General features: G+C 56.4%; 18 protein-coding genes. 9 read left to right on the forward strand and 9 right to left on the reverse strand.

Features of this window, described 5'->3' with window-relative positions:
* Positions 1–171: 171 nt before the first annotated feature.
* The gene (locus FMN52_RS14090; protein WP_148609213.1) at positions 172–1764 is read left to right on the forward strand and encodes a BCCT family transporter; all 1593 of its coding nucleotides are present in this window, start codon (positions 172–174) and stop codon (positions 1762–1764) included.
* 77 nt (positions 1765–1841) lie between these two features.
* Here FMN52_RS14090 and ltaE read toward each other — a convergent pair whose 3' ends face one another.
* Positions 1842–2852 (reverse strand): low-specificity L-threonine aldolase, encoded by a 1011-nt coding sequence (gene ltaE / locus FMN52_RS14095; protein ID WP_148609214.1) that lies wholly within the window; start codon positions 2850–2852, stop codon positions 1842–1844.
* A 136-nt stretch (positions 2853–2988) separates the two neighbouring features.
* Here ltaE and FMN52_RS14100 point away from each other — a divergent pair, with 136 nt between their 5' ends.
* The 3 genes from FMN52_RS14100 to FMN52_RS14110 all read left to right on the forward strand — a co-directional run bounded on the left by FMN52_RS14100 (position 2989) and on the right by FMN52_RS14110 (position 4509).
* Positions 2989–3444 (forward strand): GatB/YqeY domain-containing protein, encoded by a 456-nt coding sequence (locus tag FMN52_RS14100; RefSeq protein WP_148609215.1) that lies wholly within the window; start codon positions 2989–2991, stop codon positions 3442–3444.
* A 99-nt stretch (positions 3445–3543) separates the two neighbouring features.
* The gene (locus FMN52_RS14105; protein WP_148609216.1) at positions 3544–4038 is read left to right on the forward strand and encodes a MarR family transcriptional regulator; all 495 of its coding nucleotides are present in this window, start codon (positions 3544–3546) and stop codon (positions 4036–4038) included.
* 42 nt (positions 4039–4080) lie between these two features.
* Entirely contained in the window at positions 4081–4509 is a 429-nt protein-coding gene (locus FMN52_RS14110; protein WP_148609217.1) for an organic hydroperoxide resistance protein, read from the forward strand.
* Between the two features lie 35 nt (positions 4510–4544).
* On the opposite strand, the gene FMN52_RS14115 is transcribed toward FMN52_RS14110, so the two are convergent.
* The gene (locus FMN52_RS14115; RefSeq protein WP_148609218.1) at positions 4545–5417 is read right to left on the reverse strand and encodes a hypothetical protein; all 873 of its coding nucleotides are present in this window, start codon (positions 5415–5417) and stop codon (positions 4545–4547) included.
* A 91-nt stretch (positions 5418–5508) separates the two neighbouring features.
* Between FMN52_RS14115 and FMN52_RS14120 the strand changes: the two genes are divergently transcribed.
* The 3 genes from FMN52_RS14120 to FMN52_RS14130 all read left to right on the forward strand — a co-directional run bounded on the left by FMN52_RS14120 (position 5509) and on the right by FMN52_RS14130 (position 7873).
* The gene (locus FMN52_RS14120) at positions 5509–6204 is read left to right on the forward strand and encodes a VWA domain-containing protein (protein ID WP_148609219.1); all 696 of its coding nucleotides are present in this window, start codon (positions 5509–5511) and stop codon (positions 6202–6204) included.
* A 46-nt stretch (positions 6205–6250) separates the two neighbouring features.
* Positions 6251–6970 carry a molecular chaperone DnaJ gene (locus tag FMN52_RS14125; protein WP_148609220.1) on the forward strand — a complete coding sequence of 240 codons (720 nt, stop codon included), beginning with the start codon at positions 6251–6253 and terminating at the stop codon, positions 6968–6970.
* A 114-nt stretch (positions 6971–7084) separates the two neighbouring features.
* On the forward strand, positions 7085–7873 hold the full coding sequence (locus tag FMN52_RS14130) for a transporter substrate-binding domain-containing protein (RefSeq protein ID WP_148609221.1): 789 nt from the start codon (positions 7085–7087) through the stop codon (positions 7871–7873).
* A 114-nt stretch (positions 7874–7987) separates the two neighbouring features.
* Here FMN52_RS14130 and phaC read toward each other — a convergent pair whose 3' ends face one another.
* The 4 genes from phaC to FMN52_RS14150 form a co-directional block, all read right to left on the reverse strand.
* Entirely contained in the window at positions 7988–9868 is a 1881-nt protein-coding gene (gene phaC, locus FMN52_RS14135) for a class I poly(R)-hydroxyalkanoic acid synthase (protein ID WP_148609222.1), read from the reverse strand.
* A gap of 25 nt (positions 9869–9893) precedes the next feature.
* On the reverse strand, positions 9894–10637 hold the full coding sequence (gene fabG, locus FMN52_RS14140) for a 3-oxoacyl-[acyl-carrier-protein] reductase (protein ID WP_148609223.1): 744 nt from the start codon (positions 10635–10637) through the stop codon (positions 9894–9896).
* A 108-nt stretch (positions 10638–10745) separates the two neighbouring features.
* Entirely contained in the window at positions 10746–11963 is a 1218-nt protein-coding gene (gene phaZ / locus FMN52_RS14145; RefSeq protein WP_148609224.1) for a polyhydroxyalkanoate depolymerase, read from the reverse strand.
* Positions 11960–12289, reverse strand: coding sequence for a 2OG-Fe(II) oxygenase (locus tag FMN52_RS14150; RefSeq protein ID WP_148609225.1), 330 nt, complete (start codon positions 12287–12289; stop codon positions 11960–11962). The genes phaZ and FMN52_RS14150 overlap by 4 nt, the downstream gene beginning before the upstream one ends.
* 110 nt (positions 12290–12399) lie before the next feature.
* Between FMN52_RS14150 and mtgA the strand changes: the two genes are divergently transcribed.
* Both mtgA and FMN52_RS14160 read left to right on the forward strand, forming a co-directional pair.
* Entirely contained in the window at positions 12400–13092 is a 693-nt protein-coding gene (gene mtgA / locus FMN52_RS14155; RefSeq protein WP_148609226.1) for a monofunctional biosynthetic peptidoglycan transglycosylase, read from the forward strand.
* A gap of 97 nt (positions 13093–13189) precedes the next feature.
* A complete protein-coding gene (locus tag FMN52_RS14160) occupies positions 13190–13669 on the forward strand; it encodes an NADAR family protein (protein ID WP_148609227.1) in 480 nt (159 codons plus the stop codon).
* A gap of 40 nt (positions 13670–13709) precedes the next feature.
* Here the strand turns inward: FMN52_RS14160 and tenA are convergent, their stop codons facing one another.
* The 3 genes from tenA to FMN52_RS14175 all read right to left on the reverse strand — a co-directional run bounded on the left by tenA (position 13710) and on the right by FMN52_RS14175 (position 15612).
* The gene (tenA, locus tag FMN52_RS14165) at positions 13710–14378 is read right to left on the reverse strand and encodes a thiaminase II (protein WP_148609228.1); all 669 of its coding nucleotides are present in this window, start codon (positions 14376–14378) and stop codon (positions 13710–13712) included.
* A gap of 25 nt (positions 14379–14403) precedes the next feature.
* On the reverse strand, positions 14404–14616 hold the full coding sequence (locus FMN52_RS14170) for a penicillin-binding protein (RefSeq protein WP_069184321.1): 213 nt from the start codon (positions 14614–14616) through the stop codon (positions 14404–14406).
* A gap of 72 nt (positions 14617–14688) precedes the next feature.
* Positions 14689–15612: a DMT family transporter gene (locus FMN52_RS14175; protein WP_148609229.1), complete on the reverse strand. Its 924-nt coding sequence runs from the start codon at positions 15610–15612 to the stop codon at positions 14689–14691.
* Positions 15613–15639 lie beyond the last annotated feature (27 nt).

The following is a 15639-nucleotide window of genomic DNA, read 5'->3' on the forward strand; positions in this document are numbered from 1 at the left end:
AGGCCAAAGAGGATTCGAAACCGAAACAAGGGTCGTTATTCCCATTTTAATCCCTGGTTTTCGGAGCGGCGTTGGAAATTTTAATCATTAGAGTTCAAAATATTGGTGTAGCACTTGAGAGGTACACTTTCCAACCGACTGCCGGGTTATGCAGTCATAGGAGTCCTCACATTGGGTGACGTCATTAAAGATGATTATCAGACCGACTACGTAGCAGGTCAGGATAATATCGAGAAGTTCGGATTCGATATACACAACATCGTGTTTCCGTTAACCGCAATCCTGATCGTTGCTTTTGTCGTCGGAACACTCATTTTTCCTTCGGGTGCAAAGGAATTGCTTGATAGCGCCAAGAATGGCGCGATCGCTGTCTTTGACTGGGGTTTTCTCCTCAGTGCAAACCTGTTTGTGCTCTTCTGCCTGGCACTGATTTTCATGCCGGTGGGCAAGATTCGGATTGGCGGTACCGATGCCAAGCCTGAATTCTCCCTGCTGTCCTGGTTTGCCATGCTGTTTGCGGCGGGCATGGGGACAGGGCTGATGTTCTGGTCAGTTGCCGAGCCTGTGGCTTACTACACCGACTGGTATGGAACGCCTCTGGGAGTTGAACCAAACACCGCAGAAGGCGCGCGCCTGGCGATGGGCGCGACCATGTACCACTGGGGCCTGCATCCCTGGGCGATATACGCGATTGTCGGGCTTTCACTGTCGTTCTTTGCCTTTAACAAAGGCCTGCCGCTCACCATCCGCTCTGCCTTTTTCCCAATCCTTGGTGACAAGGTCTGGGGCTGGCCCGGTAACGTGATCGATACCGTGTCCGTGTTGGCGACGATTTTTGGTCTTGCGACTTCGCTCGGCTTTGGCGCTCAGCAGGCAGCATCGGGTATTTCCTACCTGTTCGATATTGAGGGAGGTCTCAACGTTCAGGTTGGCGTGATTGCGGGCGTGACTGCTGTCGCCACCTACTCAGTGATTCGCGGTATTCATGGCGGTGTTCGGATTTTAAGTAACGCCAATATGGTGATGGCGGGGTTGCTGCTCCTGTTTGTGATTTTTGCGGGACCCACGCTCGCCGTTTTTCAGTGGCTTTGGGATACATCGGTTTCCTACGCGTCCAACATGTTTGCACTCAGCAATCCGTTCGGTCGCGAGGAAGACACCACCTGGTTCCACGGCTGGACCGTATTCTATTGGGCCTGGTGGATCTCCTGGTCACCGTTCGTAGGTATGTTTATCGCGCGTGTGTCCCATGGCCGTACGGTACGTGAGTTCGTAACCGCGGTCCTGATCATCCCGACGATAATTACGCTCTTCTGGATGAGCGCCTTTGGCGGCGGCGCGCTTAATCAGGTGCAGAACAATATTGGTGCGCTGGGGGCTGATGGTCTCACGGAAGTGTCGCTTGCCATGTTCCAGATGCTGGAACATATTTCACTCGCGGGAATCACCTCGTTTATCGGGATCACTCTGGTGTTGACCTTCTTCGTTACGTCCTCCGATTCCGGTTCGCTGGTGATTGATAGCATTACCTCTGGTGGCAAGACCGACGCCCCAAAAGCACAGCGCATCTTCTGGGCGGTTACCGAAGGGTCGATTGCTGGTGTGCTTCTGTTCGTTGGCGGTGAACAGGCGCTGAACGCACTGCAGGCTGGTGCCCTGAGCGTTGGGCTGCCATTTACGCTGGTGCTGCTGGTGATGAGCTACAGCCTGTTTAAGGGCCTTCACCATGAGCGCCGCTTGCTGATGGCTGAAGGCAAGATGTGACTGCCAGTTTAATTACAAATTGCAGCAACAGCGGGCCCCTCATTGAGGGGCCTTGTTGTTTGGGCGGCAATATCTGATCAAGACGAATAGAACTGCCGGATGGCACTTAGCAGGGTGTCCACATCCTGTCGGCTGACATCCTGATGGGTGACAAAACGGATGGGATCGCCGGCGGTAATCAGGATCCCTTGATCAGCCAGGAACTCTCTCAGTTGCGAGGCCTTCCCGGCTTGGCATCTGGCGTAAACGATGTTGGTCTGGGTGCTGGCAGGATCGATCTCCAGTTCCGGAATTTTAGCCAGGCCAACACTCAGGTATTCGGCGTTTTCATGGTCTTCGAACAGCCGAAGCGGACTCTGCTCCAGGGCGATCCGTCCGGCGGCGGCCAGTATGCCAGCCTGACGCATGCCGCCACCCACCATTTTGCGTAGCCGGGTCGCCCGTTCGATAAAGGCTCGGGACCCCAGCAGTAACGAACCAACAGGTGCGCCCAGGCCTTTGGATAGGCAAACACTGACGGAATCGTAGTGCCTCGTTATCTCGGTGACATCACAATTTGATTTCACCGCCGCATTGAAAATCCGTGCGCCATCGAGATGCAGTAGCAGTCCGTGTTCGTCGCAGAACGTGCGGGCCTGCTTCTGGTAGTCCTGAGATAGCACTTTGCCGCCGATGGTGTTCTCCAGAGAGAGTAGGCGGGTGACGGCGAAATGGAAGTCGTCAGCCTTGATGGCGGCTTTGGCTTTGTCGAGATTGATGCTGCCGTCAGGCTCGTTCTCGATCGGCTGGGGTTGCACGCTGCCCAGCACGGCGGCGCCTCCGCCTTCATAGCGGTAGTTGTGGGCTGATTGGCCGCAGAGGTACTCATCACCCCGGCCACAATGGCTCATGATCGCGAGCAGGTTGGCCTGGGTGCCGGTGGCGGTAAAGAGGGCCGCCTCGAAACCCAGCCGCTCGGCAGCGTAGGCCTGCAGGCTGTTTACTGTTGGGTCGTCGCCATATACGTCGTCTCCCACTTCAGCGCTGGCCATGGCCTCGCGCATCTCTGAGGTAGGGCGGGTGACAGTGTCGCTGCGGAAATCGATCATTGCGTTTGAGCCCTTTTGAGTCATCGGATTGTCTAAATTCTACAGTGCGGCATGAATCGTGAAATTCCTACCCTTTGTATTATTCCCGATTCGTCCCCATAAAGCAGAAAACAGCCCTAACAACAGGAGATCAGTCATGACGGCACCAACCCTGAAGGAACAGCTCAACAATGCGGTAAAAGAGGCGATGCGGAATAAGGATAAGACTCGGCTTGTGACCCTTCGCATGGCTCAGTCTGCGGTTAAACAGGTCGAGATTGATGAGCGCCGCGAGCTCAACGATGAGGACGTCCTTAAGGTGTTGGACAAGATGCTCAAGCAGCGCCGCGACGCTGCGAGTCAGTACGATGATGCCGGTCGAGAGGAATTGGGCGACAAAGAGCGCGCTGAAATGGTGATCATTGAGGAGTTCATGCCTGCGGCCCTGACCGAGGATGATCTTGACGGTTTGATCCGAATGGCCATCAGTTCGACCGACGCCCAGGGGATGCAGGACATGGGAAAAGTGATGAACGAGCTAAAGCCCCAGGTGCTTGGTCGTGTTGATATGGGTCATCTGAGCAAGAAGGTAAGAGCCGCACTGGCGGGTTGATTTCGATCTGCCCCTGTTTGGCTGAGTCCAGCGGGGGTTGCAAGCTGCTCCTTGTTTCGTTAAATTAAATTGTGCACAAGGTAATCGTGAGCAATTAAAATGTCAGAGCATAAATTTTCAGACCAATCGATTCCCGGCGCAGATCTGCTGACACTGGATCGGCAGATGTGTTTTGCGCTCTATTCCGCTTCGTTGGCCATGACCAAGCTTTACAAGCCGCTGTTGTCGGAGCTTGGGCTTACCTATCCGCAGTACCTGGTCATGCTGGTGTTGTGGGAGAAGGATGATATTCGGGTGTCGACGCTCAAGGAGCGTTTGTTTCTGGATTACGGCACTCTGACGCCCCTCATTAAACGGCTTGAAAAACACGGTTTGCTGGTTCGCCAGCGTTCGCCGGAGGATGAGCGGCAGGTGTTTGTTCGCCTTACTGAAAAAGGCCGGAGTCTCCAGCAAGCAGCGGCCGGAATTCCGCAGCGGGTTGCCAGTGCTTCTGGTTGCTCGCTGGCCGAACTGGAGGGTTTGAAGACCGAGCTCTGTGCATTGAGAAACCGCTTGCACAGTCATCTGGATAGTCATCTTGCAGAGAGTGCCTGAACAGGCATTCCTGATTAAATGCAAAGCAGAGAGGAAAGCGTTATGTCTATCGAACAAGTGCTATATCGTGCCCATGCAGAAGCAACCGGTGGTCGTGACGGCCGGGCCATTTCTTCAGACGGCATTCTCGACGTAGAGCTGGCAACCCCGAAAGAAATGGGCGGTGCCGGAGGCAAGGGAACGAACCCGGAGCAGCTCTTTGCCGCAGGTTACTCTGCCTGCTTCATCGGTGCGATGAAGTTCGTAGCTGGCCGCGACAAGCTCAAGATGCCGGAAGATGCCTCCATTGAAGGTGTTGTTGGTATTGGCCAGATTCCCAACGGGTTCGGCATCGAGGTGGAACTGCGCATCAGCCTGCCCGGTATGGATGATGCCGAGGCCAAGAAGCTGATTGATGAAGCTCACAAGGTTTGCCCGTACTCCAACGCAACCCGCGGCAACATCGATGTAACACTGAACCGGGTGGGCTGATACGCGGCTGGCAGAGCCTGGCTCTGCATCCGGGTCTACCAATCGAGCCTGAGGCTGGCCAACAGGGCATCGCCCAGGCTCAGGTCCACGTTCCCCGTGTTCAAGTCCTGGTATTGGACACGGGTATCTATACTGGCGCCGATGCCAATGACCACCGCCGGCCAAGATCCGCCTCCATCGTGAACGCGGTACATCAGTTCTGTTTTCCACTCCTGTAAATAGAGCGCGCTTTCGACTTCCCTGGCCTTGTCCAGCGTGGCCCAACGATCCCCGTTTCGTTCCAGCCGGAACTCCCATAGCCGCCCGGGGCTTTGCCATTCCATTAAAACCGGCAGGTCCACCAACCAATTCCCGCGCTCATTGCTTTGTTGCCAGCGTACCCTGGGAAGCCAGCGGAAAGATCCGAAGCGGTGGTCGCCGCCGATGCCGAGGCTCAGGGAGCTGTTCTCATCCAGAGTCCGGAACAGAGCGATACGGCCGTTTACCAAGTCACTGTGGACGTCCTGATACTTGAACATATTTGAAGTGCCGGCAACGCCGGCCCGTGCTTCGAGGCGGTAAAGCTGATGCTGCCATTCACCACCCAAGGTTAACCGATGCAGGTGCCCGTTGTGGGCCGGATCGCCGGTGCGGATGCGTAGTGGCTGATAATCATAATTGATGCCGAACGTGCTGCCAGAGCCCTGTCTGTGCCAGCCCAGCCCTCGCTGCGAGCGGGTCACCTCGTTGGCAGACGGCAGATTCTCCGGCCAATCGTATGGCTGCCATTGGCGATAGAGCAGGTAAAAATTGTTTGAGGCCTGCACCGTGCATGGCAGGGCAAGGGTGACAAAAAGAAACGGGGCCAGAAGGCAAAGCCGGAATCTGGCCAAATTCCTGATTCGATACCAACGCCCTGTGTCTACCATGCGTTGCCTCTTGCCAAGCCTGTGAATTGCGTGGTCTATGCCCTACTATTTTAGCGTTAGATTCTTCCGTTACTGGGATTTTCAGGAGCCTATGTCCGACAAAGAGCTGCGCACCCGATCCGACAAAAAGGCGATCAATGAGTTTATCAATGAGGTTCGTACGCTGCCCAAACAGGGTAGTGGACAGGGGCGGCTGATTTTCGCGCTGGACGCGACCGCAAGTCGGGAAGCCACCTGGGATCAGGCCTGCCACCTGCAGAGCGAACTGTTTATGGCAACCCGGGATCTGGGCGGGCTGGCCATTCAGCTCTGTTACTATCGAGGCTTCGGTGAGTTCAAGGCCACTGGGTTTGTCACCGAGACCGGGCAGCTGCTGAACCTGATGAACGGCGTTTCCTGCCTGGGTGGCCGCACCCAGATCAGTCGGGTGTTGGCCCATGCGGTGAAAGAAACCCGAGCAAAACCGGTCAAGGCTGTGGTGTTTATCGGGGACTGCTGCGAGGAACCGGTCGACGAGCTTTGCCATACCGCCGGGGAGTTGGGCATGCTGCGCACGCCGGTGTTTATGTTTCACGAGGGCGGTGATGCCCATGCCAGGGCGGTATTTCAGCAGGTGAGTAAGCTGTCTGGAGGCGCATACGCGCCCTTTGATCGTAACAGTCCTCAGATTCTCAAGGATCTTATGGCGGCAGTTGCGGTCTATGCTTCCGGGGGAGCGAAGGCCCTGCAGGACTTTTCCAGCCGCAGTTCCCCGGAAGTGAAGCGCCTGACGCGGCAGATGCGATAGCGCTTATGAGAATCCATTGGTGGGCCGGTGGGCCCGGGGTATGTGAGTGCCATTAACGCTTGTTGTCATCGTCGTCGCAGTTGTTGCGTGGGTATGGCTGCGTAACCAGCCGGCCAGCCAGCGCAATGCCGCCATTCTAAAGCTCGCTTTGCTTGTCGGCATCGGGATAGTGGTTTTACTGGCCGTGACCGGACGCCTGCATTTCCTGTTCGCGGGTTTGGCGTTTCTTTATCCGCTTTTGCGACGATTGTTGCCATCCTTGTTGCGTGGAGGGATTGGCGGCGTCGCTGGCGGAGCCAACGCCAAACCCGGTAACCAATCCCATGTGTCCAGCGACATCCTGGACATGACTCTGGACCACGATTCCGGAGCCATGAGTGGCAAAGTCATCAAGGGCCCCATGGAGGGCCGCGAGCTGGCAGACCTGAGTGAGAGCGAGTTCCTCGAATTGCTGCGCTATTGCCGAGCGCAGGACGAGGATTCAGCCCGGCTTCTGGAGACCTACCTGGATCGCCGGTTCGGTGATTCCTGGCAAGCGGATGATGAGGCCGCCTCTGAGGACACCCAAGCGGGCGGAAATGGCAGCGCTGGTGGCCCCCTGACTGAAAGCGAAGCGCTGGACATCCTGGGGCTGGAGCCCGGCGTGAGTCGGGACGAAATCATCAAGGCCCATCGACGGATGATGCAGAAGCTGCACCCGGATCACGGCGGCAGTAATTATCTGGCGGCGCGGATCAATGAGGCCAAGGAGTGCCTTCTTGGCTGACATTTGGTTTGGTGGGCAGTGGTTTCTACAGAGTTGATTGCCTGCGCTGGCGGTTAACGATATTGTTCAAAATATGAACACTATGTTTTGAGGGGAGTGTAAAGCGATTTGAAGATGTCGGTGCTCCACCTTTGGGTCTTTGCGCTTCTGATCTGGCTGCCTCTGACCGGATCTGCCAAGCCTCTTCAGCAGCTCAAGATCCTTGCCCCCGAGATCCCGGGAGCAGCGGAGTCGAGTCTTGAAGGGCGTGATATTGAGTTGGTTTTGGCAAGCTTCGAGGAGTGTGGCTTCAAGGCTGAGTTCATCATGCAGCCCTACGAGCGCCACGCCAGGACCTACCGTGATCGTCAGGACTTTGATGGCATCATGACCGTGCCTCTGCATTGGCGTCTTCCTGGCCACTCTACTTCAGCCTATATCTGGTATCAGAACGGCGCCTTCTACAATCATTCCCGCGTTGGACCCATTGAAAGGATCAAAGACCTGGCCGGTCTTCATGTGGTGACGTTCCGTGAAGGCGTTGATGTGTTGGGAATCCGCGACAACGTTCCGGAGTTTGCGTCACTGACGGAAATCGCCAATCAAACCATTCACTCGCGCCTGCTTTTCATGGGCCGAGTTGATGCGATCCTGGCTGATGGATTCGTAGTGGCAGAAGTAAATCGGCGAATCTTCAGCGCGAAGCGTCGTGGCGAAATGTGGCCTTCGCAGGGCGATGCCTTTCGTTTTGCGCCAATCTTCAATCCGGCGCCGCATAAAATGGTGTTTCGGGACGCTGAATTGGCCGAAGCCTTTGATCGCTGCTTTGACAGATTGAGGGGATCAGGTGTCGTCGGTGCGATTAACCAGAAATACATCGATAAGTATCAGGATGTGCTGCGCTTTAGGTACCTCGGGAGGTAGTTTTATCTTAAGTGCAGTGGACTTCGGTCAGGAGCTGAGCCTCAGCCGCACAGCACAGTCCTGACGCCGCGGTCTCGATGTGAAAATTCTTTAGTTACACCCCGGTCCTCGCGCTCATGCCGGGGTCTTTTGTTTTGCTGGTGCTGTTTTTCTGCGTGGTGATTGCCGGCGTTTTCTGGCCACTGGGGTCGGAGGTGCCGGCTCGTTGCGCAGGTAAGCTCCGGGCGCGGTTTCAATCACCGGGAGATTTCCCTCTCCCGGAACGCGAGCCTTCACCTCGCCGCCACCGAACTGTTCAGCCCACGCCACCCAATCTGGCCACCAGGAACCTTCAAACTGGCTGGCACCTTTCAGCCATGTCTCTGGATTGGATGGGTTGTCTTCGTTCAGACGATAACCGTACTTCTTCTTCTCGGGTGGATTGATGATGCCGGCGATGTGTCCCGAACCACCGAGAACAAAACGCAGCGGGCCGCCCAGGTTACGTGCGCCTTTGTAGCAGGAGACCCAGGGTGCGATGTGGTCCTCAATAGCGGAGGCAAAGTAACTCGGGACCTTTACCTTTCTCAAATCGATCGGAGTGCCTGCCAGTTTAATACCACCGGGTTCACGCAGCCGGTTGTTCAGATACATATTGCGCAGGTAGAAGCTGTGCATGGCCGCTGGCATGCGTGTGGCGTCCGAGTTCCAGTACAGCAGGTCAAAGGGCGCAGTATCGCGGCCGAGAAGGTAATTGTTGACGAAAAAAGACCATATCAGGCTGTTGGCCCGTAGCATGTTGAAGGCCGTTGCCATGGAGGCACCTTCAAGATAGCCCTGTTTGTTCATGGCCTTCTCGATTTTCGCAATTGAGTCCTCGTCGATGAAGACTTCGAGGTCACCCACGTCTGAGAAATCCATCATGCTGTTGAGGAATGTCGCGCTTTTTACCCGGTTATCCCCGCGAGCTGCCAGCCAGGCGAGTGTGCAACCCAGAAGGGTTCCGCCAATGCAGTATCCGACGGTATTGATTTCTCGCTCACCCGTCGCCTGCTCAATAGCATCCATGGCGGCGACCGGACCTTCGAGCATGTAGTCCTCAAAGGTTTTGTGTGCCAGCTCTGGCCCGGGATTTACCCAGGAAACCACAAACACGGTGTGCCCCTGTTCCACCCAATAACGAATGAAGGATTTTTTCTCTCCAAGATCAAGGATGTAGTACTTGTTGATCCAGGGCGGTATCACCAGCAAAGGCCGGCGATGGACGGTTTCGGTGGTCGGCCGGTATTGGATGAGTTGCATCAGATCGTTCTGGAAAACCACGTCGCCCGGTGTGTTGGCCAGATTGTCGCCCACTTCAAAAGCGTCCGGATCGGACATACGGAAAGGCATTGGGCCCTTGCCTTCGTCCAGATCACGCAGCAGGTTGGCCATGCCACGCAGCAGGTTCTTACCCCGTGTCTTGACGGTTGTGCGTAACACTTCTGGATTGCTCAGAATGAAGTTGCTAGGGGAGAGGGCATCGGTCATCTGGCTGGTGAAAAAACGGACTTTCCGTCTATCGTGATCGTCCATATCCCGGACATCGTCAATGGTGTCCATAACCCAGCGAGTTGATAGCAAATAAGCCTGCTTGAGCGCGTTGAAGGCAATGACGTCGTTCCAGGCCTGGTCACGGAAGCGACCGTCGCCGGGTTCCGGTTCGGCCACGGTCAACGGTTTCTTGCCAATACCGCTGGCCAGAATGCCAGACCAGAACAGACTGGTGTCCTTGAGCAGTCGCATCTGTGCGAAGAGAAGCGTGTCCGGCTGGGTTGCAAGCTTGCCGGTCAGGGTAACGAAGGGCCTGGTCATGCTCCCCACGCTGGCCGGATTCGGCGGGCCGCCGCGTAAACGCCGCATGACAGAGCGCTTGAGAAGACGGCCACCATGGACACCCACTCGCGCCAGAGAGCGGCGTACCACATTGGGTTCGAAGTCAGGCGTTGTTTGCTTTTTTATTGGTTTATCAGCCATTTTTTCGCCTTATGCCTTTCACATGTTACATGTAAACGCCGCCGTTAACGTTGATCTGCTGGCCGGTGATGTAATCCCCTTCTGCTGCCAGGAAAACAACGGCGCGTGCAATTTCCTCTGGTTTGCCGAAGCGGCCCATCGGAACCCGGGCAATGATCTGCTCGCGGATATTCTCCGGGACCTGGGCCAGCATTTCGGTTTCGGTAAAGCCGGGGGCGATGGCATTGACGGTGATGTTGTACTTGGCCATTTCGAGCGCCAGGGTCTTGGTAAACGCGATAATGCCACCCTTACTGGCCGCGTAGTTGGCTTGCCCGAAGTTGCCGGCCTGCCCGACGAAGGACGTGATGTTGATGATGCGACCGTATTTCTGGTCCATCATGATCTTCAACACTTCGGAGCAGGTGGCGTAGACGCTGCCCAGGTTGGTGTCCAGGACGTCGTTCCAATCGTCGTCGGTAAGCTTTTTCATGGACTTGTCTTTGGTGATGCCGGCGTTGTTCACCAAAATGTCTATGCGGCCCCACTGTTCCTGAACCTGACGCACCAGGTTCCGTGCTTCCGGCATTTTTGACAGGTCTGCCTGGAAGGCAAGTGCCCGGACGCCGGTCGCCTCGATTTCCTTGGCAACCTCATCGCCTTCATGCTGACGGGAGCGGTAGTTGATGGCGACGTCGGCGCCGCGTTGAGCTAGTTGAAGTGCGATATGACGACCAATGCCGCGTGAGGCGCCGGTTACGAGGGCGACCTTCCCTTTGAGATCTTGCATGACATCCTCCCTGGAGCTATCGCTCGCTTTGAGTGTTATTTTTTATTATTCATAACCTCATTCAAGCTAGCAGAGCCCCTGAAGTGCGACAAGAAAACTTGATGCGTGTCACGCTTCGCGGATGAATGTCTTGAGTCGCGGCGCAATGGATTCGCGCCATTGGCTGCCGTTGAAGACACCATAATGGCCAACACCCTTTTGCAGATGGTGCAGGCGTCTGGCGTCCGGGATATTCACACATAGATCATGAGCGGCCCGGGTTTGCCCGGGGCTGGAAATGTCGTCCTTTTCACCTTCAATCGTCATCAGTGCTGTCTTTTCGATTGCGGCCGGATTCACCTTGCGGCCGCGATGCATGAAGCAACCCCGGGCAAGATGAAACTCCTGGAATACACGCTGGATAGTGTCCAGGTAATACGTGGCCGGCAGATCCATGACTGCGAGGTACTCGTCGTAGAACTCACGATGCCGTCTGATCTTCTCGACCTCCTTGTTTCGCATGGACTTGAAAAGGCCGCGGTAGGCGTCAACGTGGCGGTCGAAGTTCATGTTCACGAAACCGGTCAGCTGCAGAAAGCCGGGATAGACTTTCCGCATGGCTCCCGGATAAGGCGCGGGCACAGGGTGAACCAGATTGCGCCGGAACCACGCCAGATTGTGTTTAGTGGCAAGTTCGCACGGCGCGGTGGGGTCGACGCGTCCATCTATGGGGCCGCTCATCAGGGCGAGTGAGCGTGGTGTCGCGGGGTTATTATCCTCGGCCATGAGGGCGGTAGCCGCGAGCACTGGCACTACCGGTTGGCAAACCGCCAATACATGAGTGTCCGGCCCAAGCTCTTCAATGAAATCGATCACGTAGTCGATATAGTCGTCCAGCCCAAAGTCGCCCGCGGAGAGAGGAACCCTGCAGGCATCACGCCAGTCGGTGATGTAGACGTCGTGGTCTGGCAGCATTTCCTTCACAGTGCCACGCAGCAGTGAGGCAAAGTGCCCGGACAAGGGCGCAACGATAAGGAGTTTCGAGTCATCGGGCCGCGATACACTGCGCTGGAAATGCTTGAGCTGGGCAAAGGGTTTTCGCTGGATGATGACTTCACTGACGTCCACCTGTTCCCCATCGCACACTGTTGTGTGCAGATTGAAGGCTGGTTTCGGGTAGCGTCGGGTCAAATCGCCGAATACGCCATAGGCGGAGGCAATACTGCGGGCGCCGGGCAAACGGGACAGGGGGCTGAGGGGATGCCTGAGCAGTTTACTCTGTGCGTCTGTCATCATGCGCAAGGGCATCAGCGCGGCACGGCTCATTTCATGGGCAAAATACATCATGTTACTGTCCTGCTTGAGTTATGGAGTCCGGAAGTCAACGCAAAACTCAACAGCCATCGATTTCCGCGCTCGATCTTTGATACCCGATGCTCATAGAGATCCGGGCGAAACAGATACAATCTTCCAAAAAGGTTGAAAATATTCTTGTCGCAGATGAATTCGCCACCGGCTTTGGGTTTCGCCAGAACCCAATTGAGTTTGTAGAGCCGGCCCTCGGAAACCATGTCCACGTGCGGCCCTACCTTGTGGCCTTCTGGATATCGGACCAGGTATATATTCAGGCGTCTGGAATGAAAGAGAATCCGGGTTTTTACTTTTGCAGGCATGGTAGTGGCATACGCTCTCGCAGAATCGCTAACAGCAGTTTGCGCGTTGTGCGGCCCGTTGGTCAATTATGGCCGGGAACTCGCTCGTACAAAGATGAGGATTTGAACTGATGGCCAGAGCATCAGGTGGTCGCAAGCTTTTGCGATGGTTTTTGCTGCTATGCGCCGGCGCTATCGTGCTGGTGCTGTTGGTGGTTCTGATGTTTCGGTTCGTAAATCCACCCACCTCGGCCTTCATGCTGGGTTATCAGCTTCAGGGCGCGAACAAATCCCTCGCCCACGAATGGGTGCCCATGCGCGAGATCTCTCCCTGGATGCCGCTGGCGGTGGTTGCCAGCGAGGACCAGCGATTCCCGCATCATGTGGGCGTGGATTTTGAGGCGGTTCGCCAGGCGCTCTCGGAGTACCGGGCTGGCGACGGGCTTCGAGGAGCCAGTACCATCACCCAGCAAACGGCCAAGAACCTCTTTCTCTGGAACGGGCGCAGTTTCATTCGCAAGGCCATCGAGGCGGGGTTGGCGCTTGTAATAGACGGCCTCTGGTCAAAACAGCGGGTACTGGAAGTTTATCTGAATATTGCCGAGTTTGGCCCCGGAATTTATGGCGTTGAAGCCGCCAGCCAAGCCTACTTCGGCAAGCCTGCCCGTCACCTTACCGAGTACCAGGCCGCGCTGCTCGCGGCCGTACTCCCGAATCCGAAAGTCCTGCGGGTCAATTCGCCGTCGTCGTATGTGTTGGAACGAGTGGCCTGGATTCGGGGCCAGATTGCACAGCTGGGTGCTGGATACCTGCGAGATCTCTAGTCTTGCATATGAGCAGATTTATTGGCGTGACCCCTGGCGCGGACTCGTTGATACTAGGGGTATTGCAGGACCACTTATATTTTAAAGGATTGCACGAATGTCTCTCTTCCCCGACGACAACGGCGAGAACGATCTGTTCATGTCACGAACCGACCCGGAAAACCCGCTGGGCACCCATGCCCCTTATAGTTTCGAGTTGGAAGGCAAGATCTGGCCAACCGTGGAACACTATTTTCAGGGAATGAAGTTCACCGACGACAACCGCCAGGAAAAGGTGCGCAACGCCGACACGCCCGGCAAGGCAGGAAAGCTTGGGCGCAAGCGCCATAAGAGCCTGCGGCGGGATTGGAAGCAGGTGCGCGAAACCGTTATGACGAGAGGGATCTATGTACGCTGCCGAACCCATCCCGAACTGGCAGAGGCTCTGCTGGATACCGGCGACACGAAGATCGTTGAAAACAGCAATTTCGATTATTTTTGGGGCTGTGGCCGGGATCGGCGGGGCGAAAACCGTTATGGGAAAGTGTTGATGAATGTGCGGGCCAGGTTGCGGGAGGAGCAGGCCGCGCAGGCTTGAGCTTCAACCTGCGTGCCACCTGCCGCACCAGTAGGGCAAGTTAATCGCTCTGCTTCAGGCCCATTTCCCAGAAATCGATTTCAAGTCGGGTAGCGTCACTGAAAATCCGGCTCAGCTCTTTGAAGCGGGCAGGGGAGACTTCGGCCAGTCGCTCATTGAGCCAGCTGATCTCTGCCTGCATAGCGTCCTGGAACTCCTCGCTTTCATACATGGCGATCCAGGCATCATAGGGATTGCTATCGCCCCGGATAGTCTCCGCCCGGCTGTTAAGCCAGTTGGCGATTTCTCCGTAGCCCACCATGCATGGTGACAGGGCGACGTGCAGGTCCAGAAGGTCGCCACGGTTACCGGTATCCAGAACGTAGCGGGTGTAGGCGAGCGTGGCTCGGGCTTCCGGCAGTTCGGCCAGCTCTTGTTCGGAAATGCCCCATTCCTTGCAGAAGCTGACATGCAGATCCAGTTCCACATCCAGGATGGCCTGCAAACCATCCTTGGCCTGGCGGAGGTCCGACAGTGTCGGGCTTTTATAGGCGGCCAGCGCAAAGGCCCGGGCAAACTGGATCAGGAAAAGGTAGTCCTGTTTCAGGTAATGCTGGAACGCTTCGGGCGCTAGCGACGCATTACCCAATTGCTGCACGAAGTCGTGCTGGATGTACGCCTGCCACTCGCACTGGCAGCTCCGTTTCAGATCGTCAAACTGGTAAGGCATGCAGTCTCCCGAAAACACGGTTGGTTCAGTAGCAGGAATTGGGGGATGAGTCCGGATTGATTTCGCCGGCGACTTCTTCTGGGTCAATGCCGTGACTGGTCAGCACTTCCCGCACAAAGTTCACCTGAGCGAGAATTCTGTCAGCGTCATCCCCGTATTCGAACCGGTTGATCTCGACCGGCTGGGGCATGAAGGTGAAGGCGGTTTTCAAGGCGGTAAGGGTATCTTCGTCGGCCATTGGTATACTCCTCGGCACTGGTTTTAATTGGCTCCGAAGAGTATACGCATGTCTTGCAGTAAAGGCCGATAGTCAGGTTGTCGGCCTATCGGTTCCGGCGCGCCGGCGTCCGGCGGCAATCAGCGATCCCATAACCACGAGCACAGCTGCCAGCGGGAGTCTCCAGTCTGGTGCAGCGATTCCGGCCAGTACCAGGAACAGCGCTGCCAGCACAGGCACCGCATAAGCAAGGCTCCCGACCAGGGCAGCCGGCCCCTTCCGAAGTGCCAGATCCCAGGCCACCATGGCCAATCCATAGGGCCCCAGACCAAGCGCAACGCCCGCTGCGAGAGCAGTTCCTGATGGCAACACGGTGGCAGAGCCGGAAACGGTGTCTGCAGCCGCCGCACCGGCACCTGCCAGCAGGAACAGGCCCGGCATAACAGGAGCGATCGCTACGGGTGTGGCCTGGCAGATCCAGGAATAAATAGCCCAGCAAGTTCCGGCCAGAAGAGCCAGCCCGTAACCAGTCAGGTTGCCTGAGAAGCCATTGTTCAGGGCCTCTGGACCCAGCAAGAGGGCAGCCCCTGAAAAGGCAATCAGTGCGCCCGCGATGACTGGAAAGGCAATCCGCCGATGGAACGCCCACTGACTGATCAGTATGAACATGACCGGCCAGGTATAGGCTATCAGTGACGCCTCTGCGGTGGGCGCCATGCCCAGTCCGGCCAGGTAGGCGCCGACTGCACCCAGCACCAGCAAAGGCACAAGCCCGAAAATTACCAGTTTCCACTGCCAGGACACGTTCACGGATCCGCGCGCCCGGCGGCCGCGGAAGCTCATGGGCAGCACGGCCAGTGCGCCGCTGATCAGGGCGATGGTCGTAAGCTGGAAAGGCGGAATGGACTGCGCCGCGTCCACCAGCAAAGGTGCGACAGCCCATAGCACAACCGCAACCAAAGCCGCGGTAATGCTCAGGATGTTGGGCATACGGATTGTTGTGTTCAGAATCCTCATGGGCTGTCCTCCTTTTGCTGGTGTGTT

Origin of the sequence: Marinobacter sp. BW6 (assembly GCF_008107725.1) — a bacterium.
In the GTDB taxonomy this organism is placed as follows: Bacteria; Pseudomonadota; Gammaproteobacteria; order Pseudomonadales; family Oleiphilaceae; genus Marinobacter.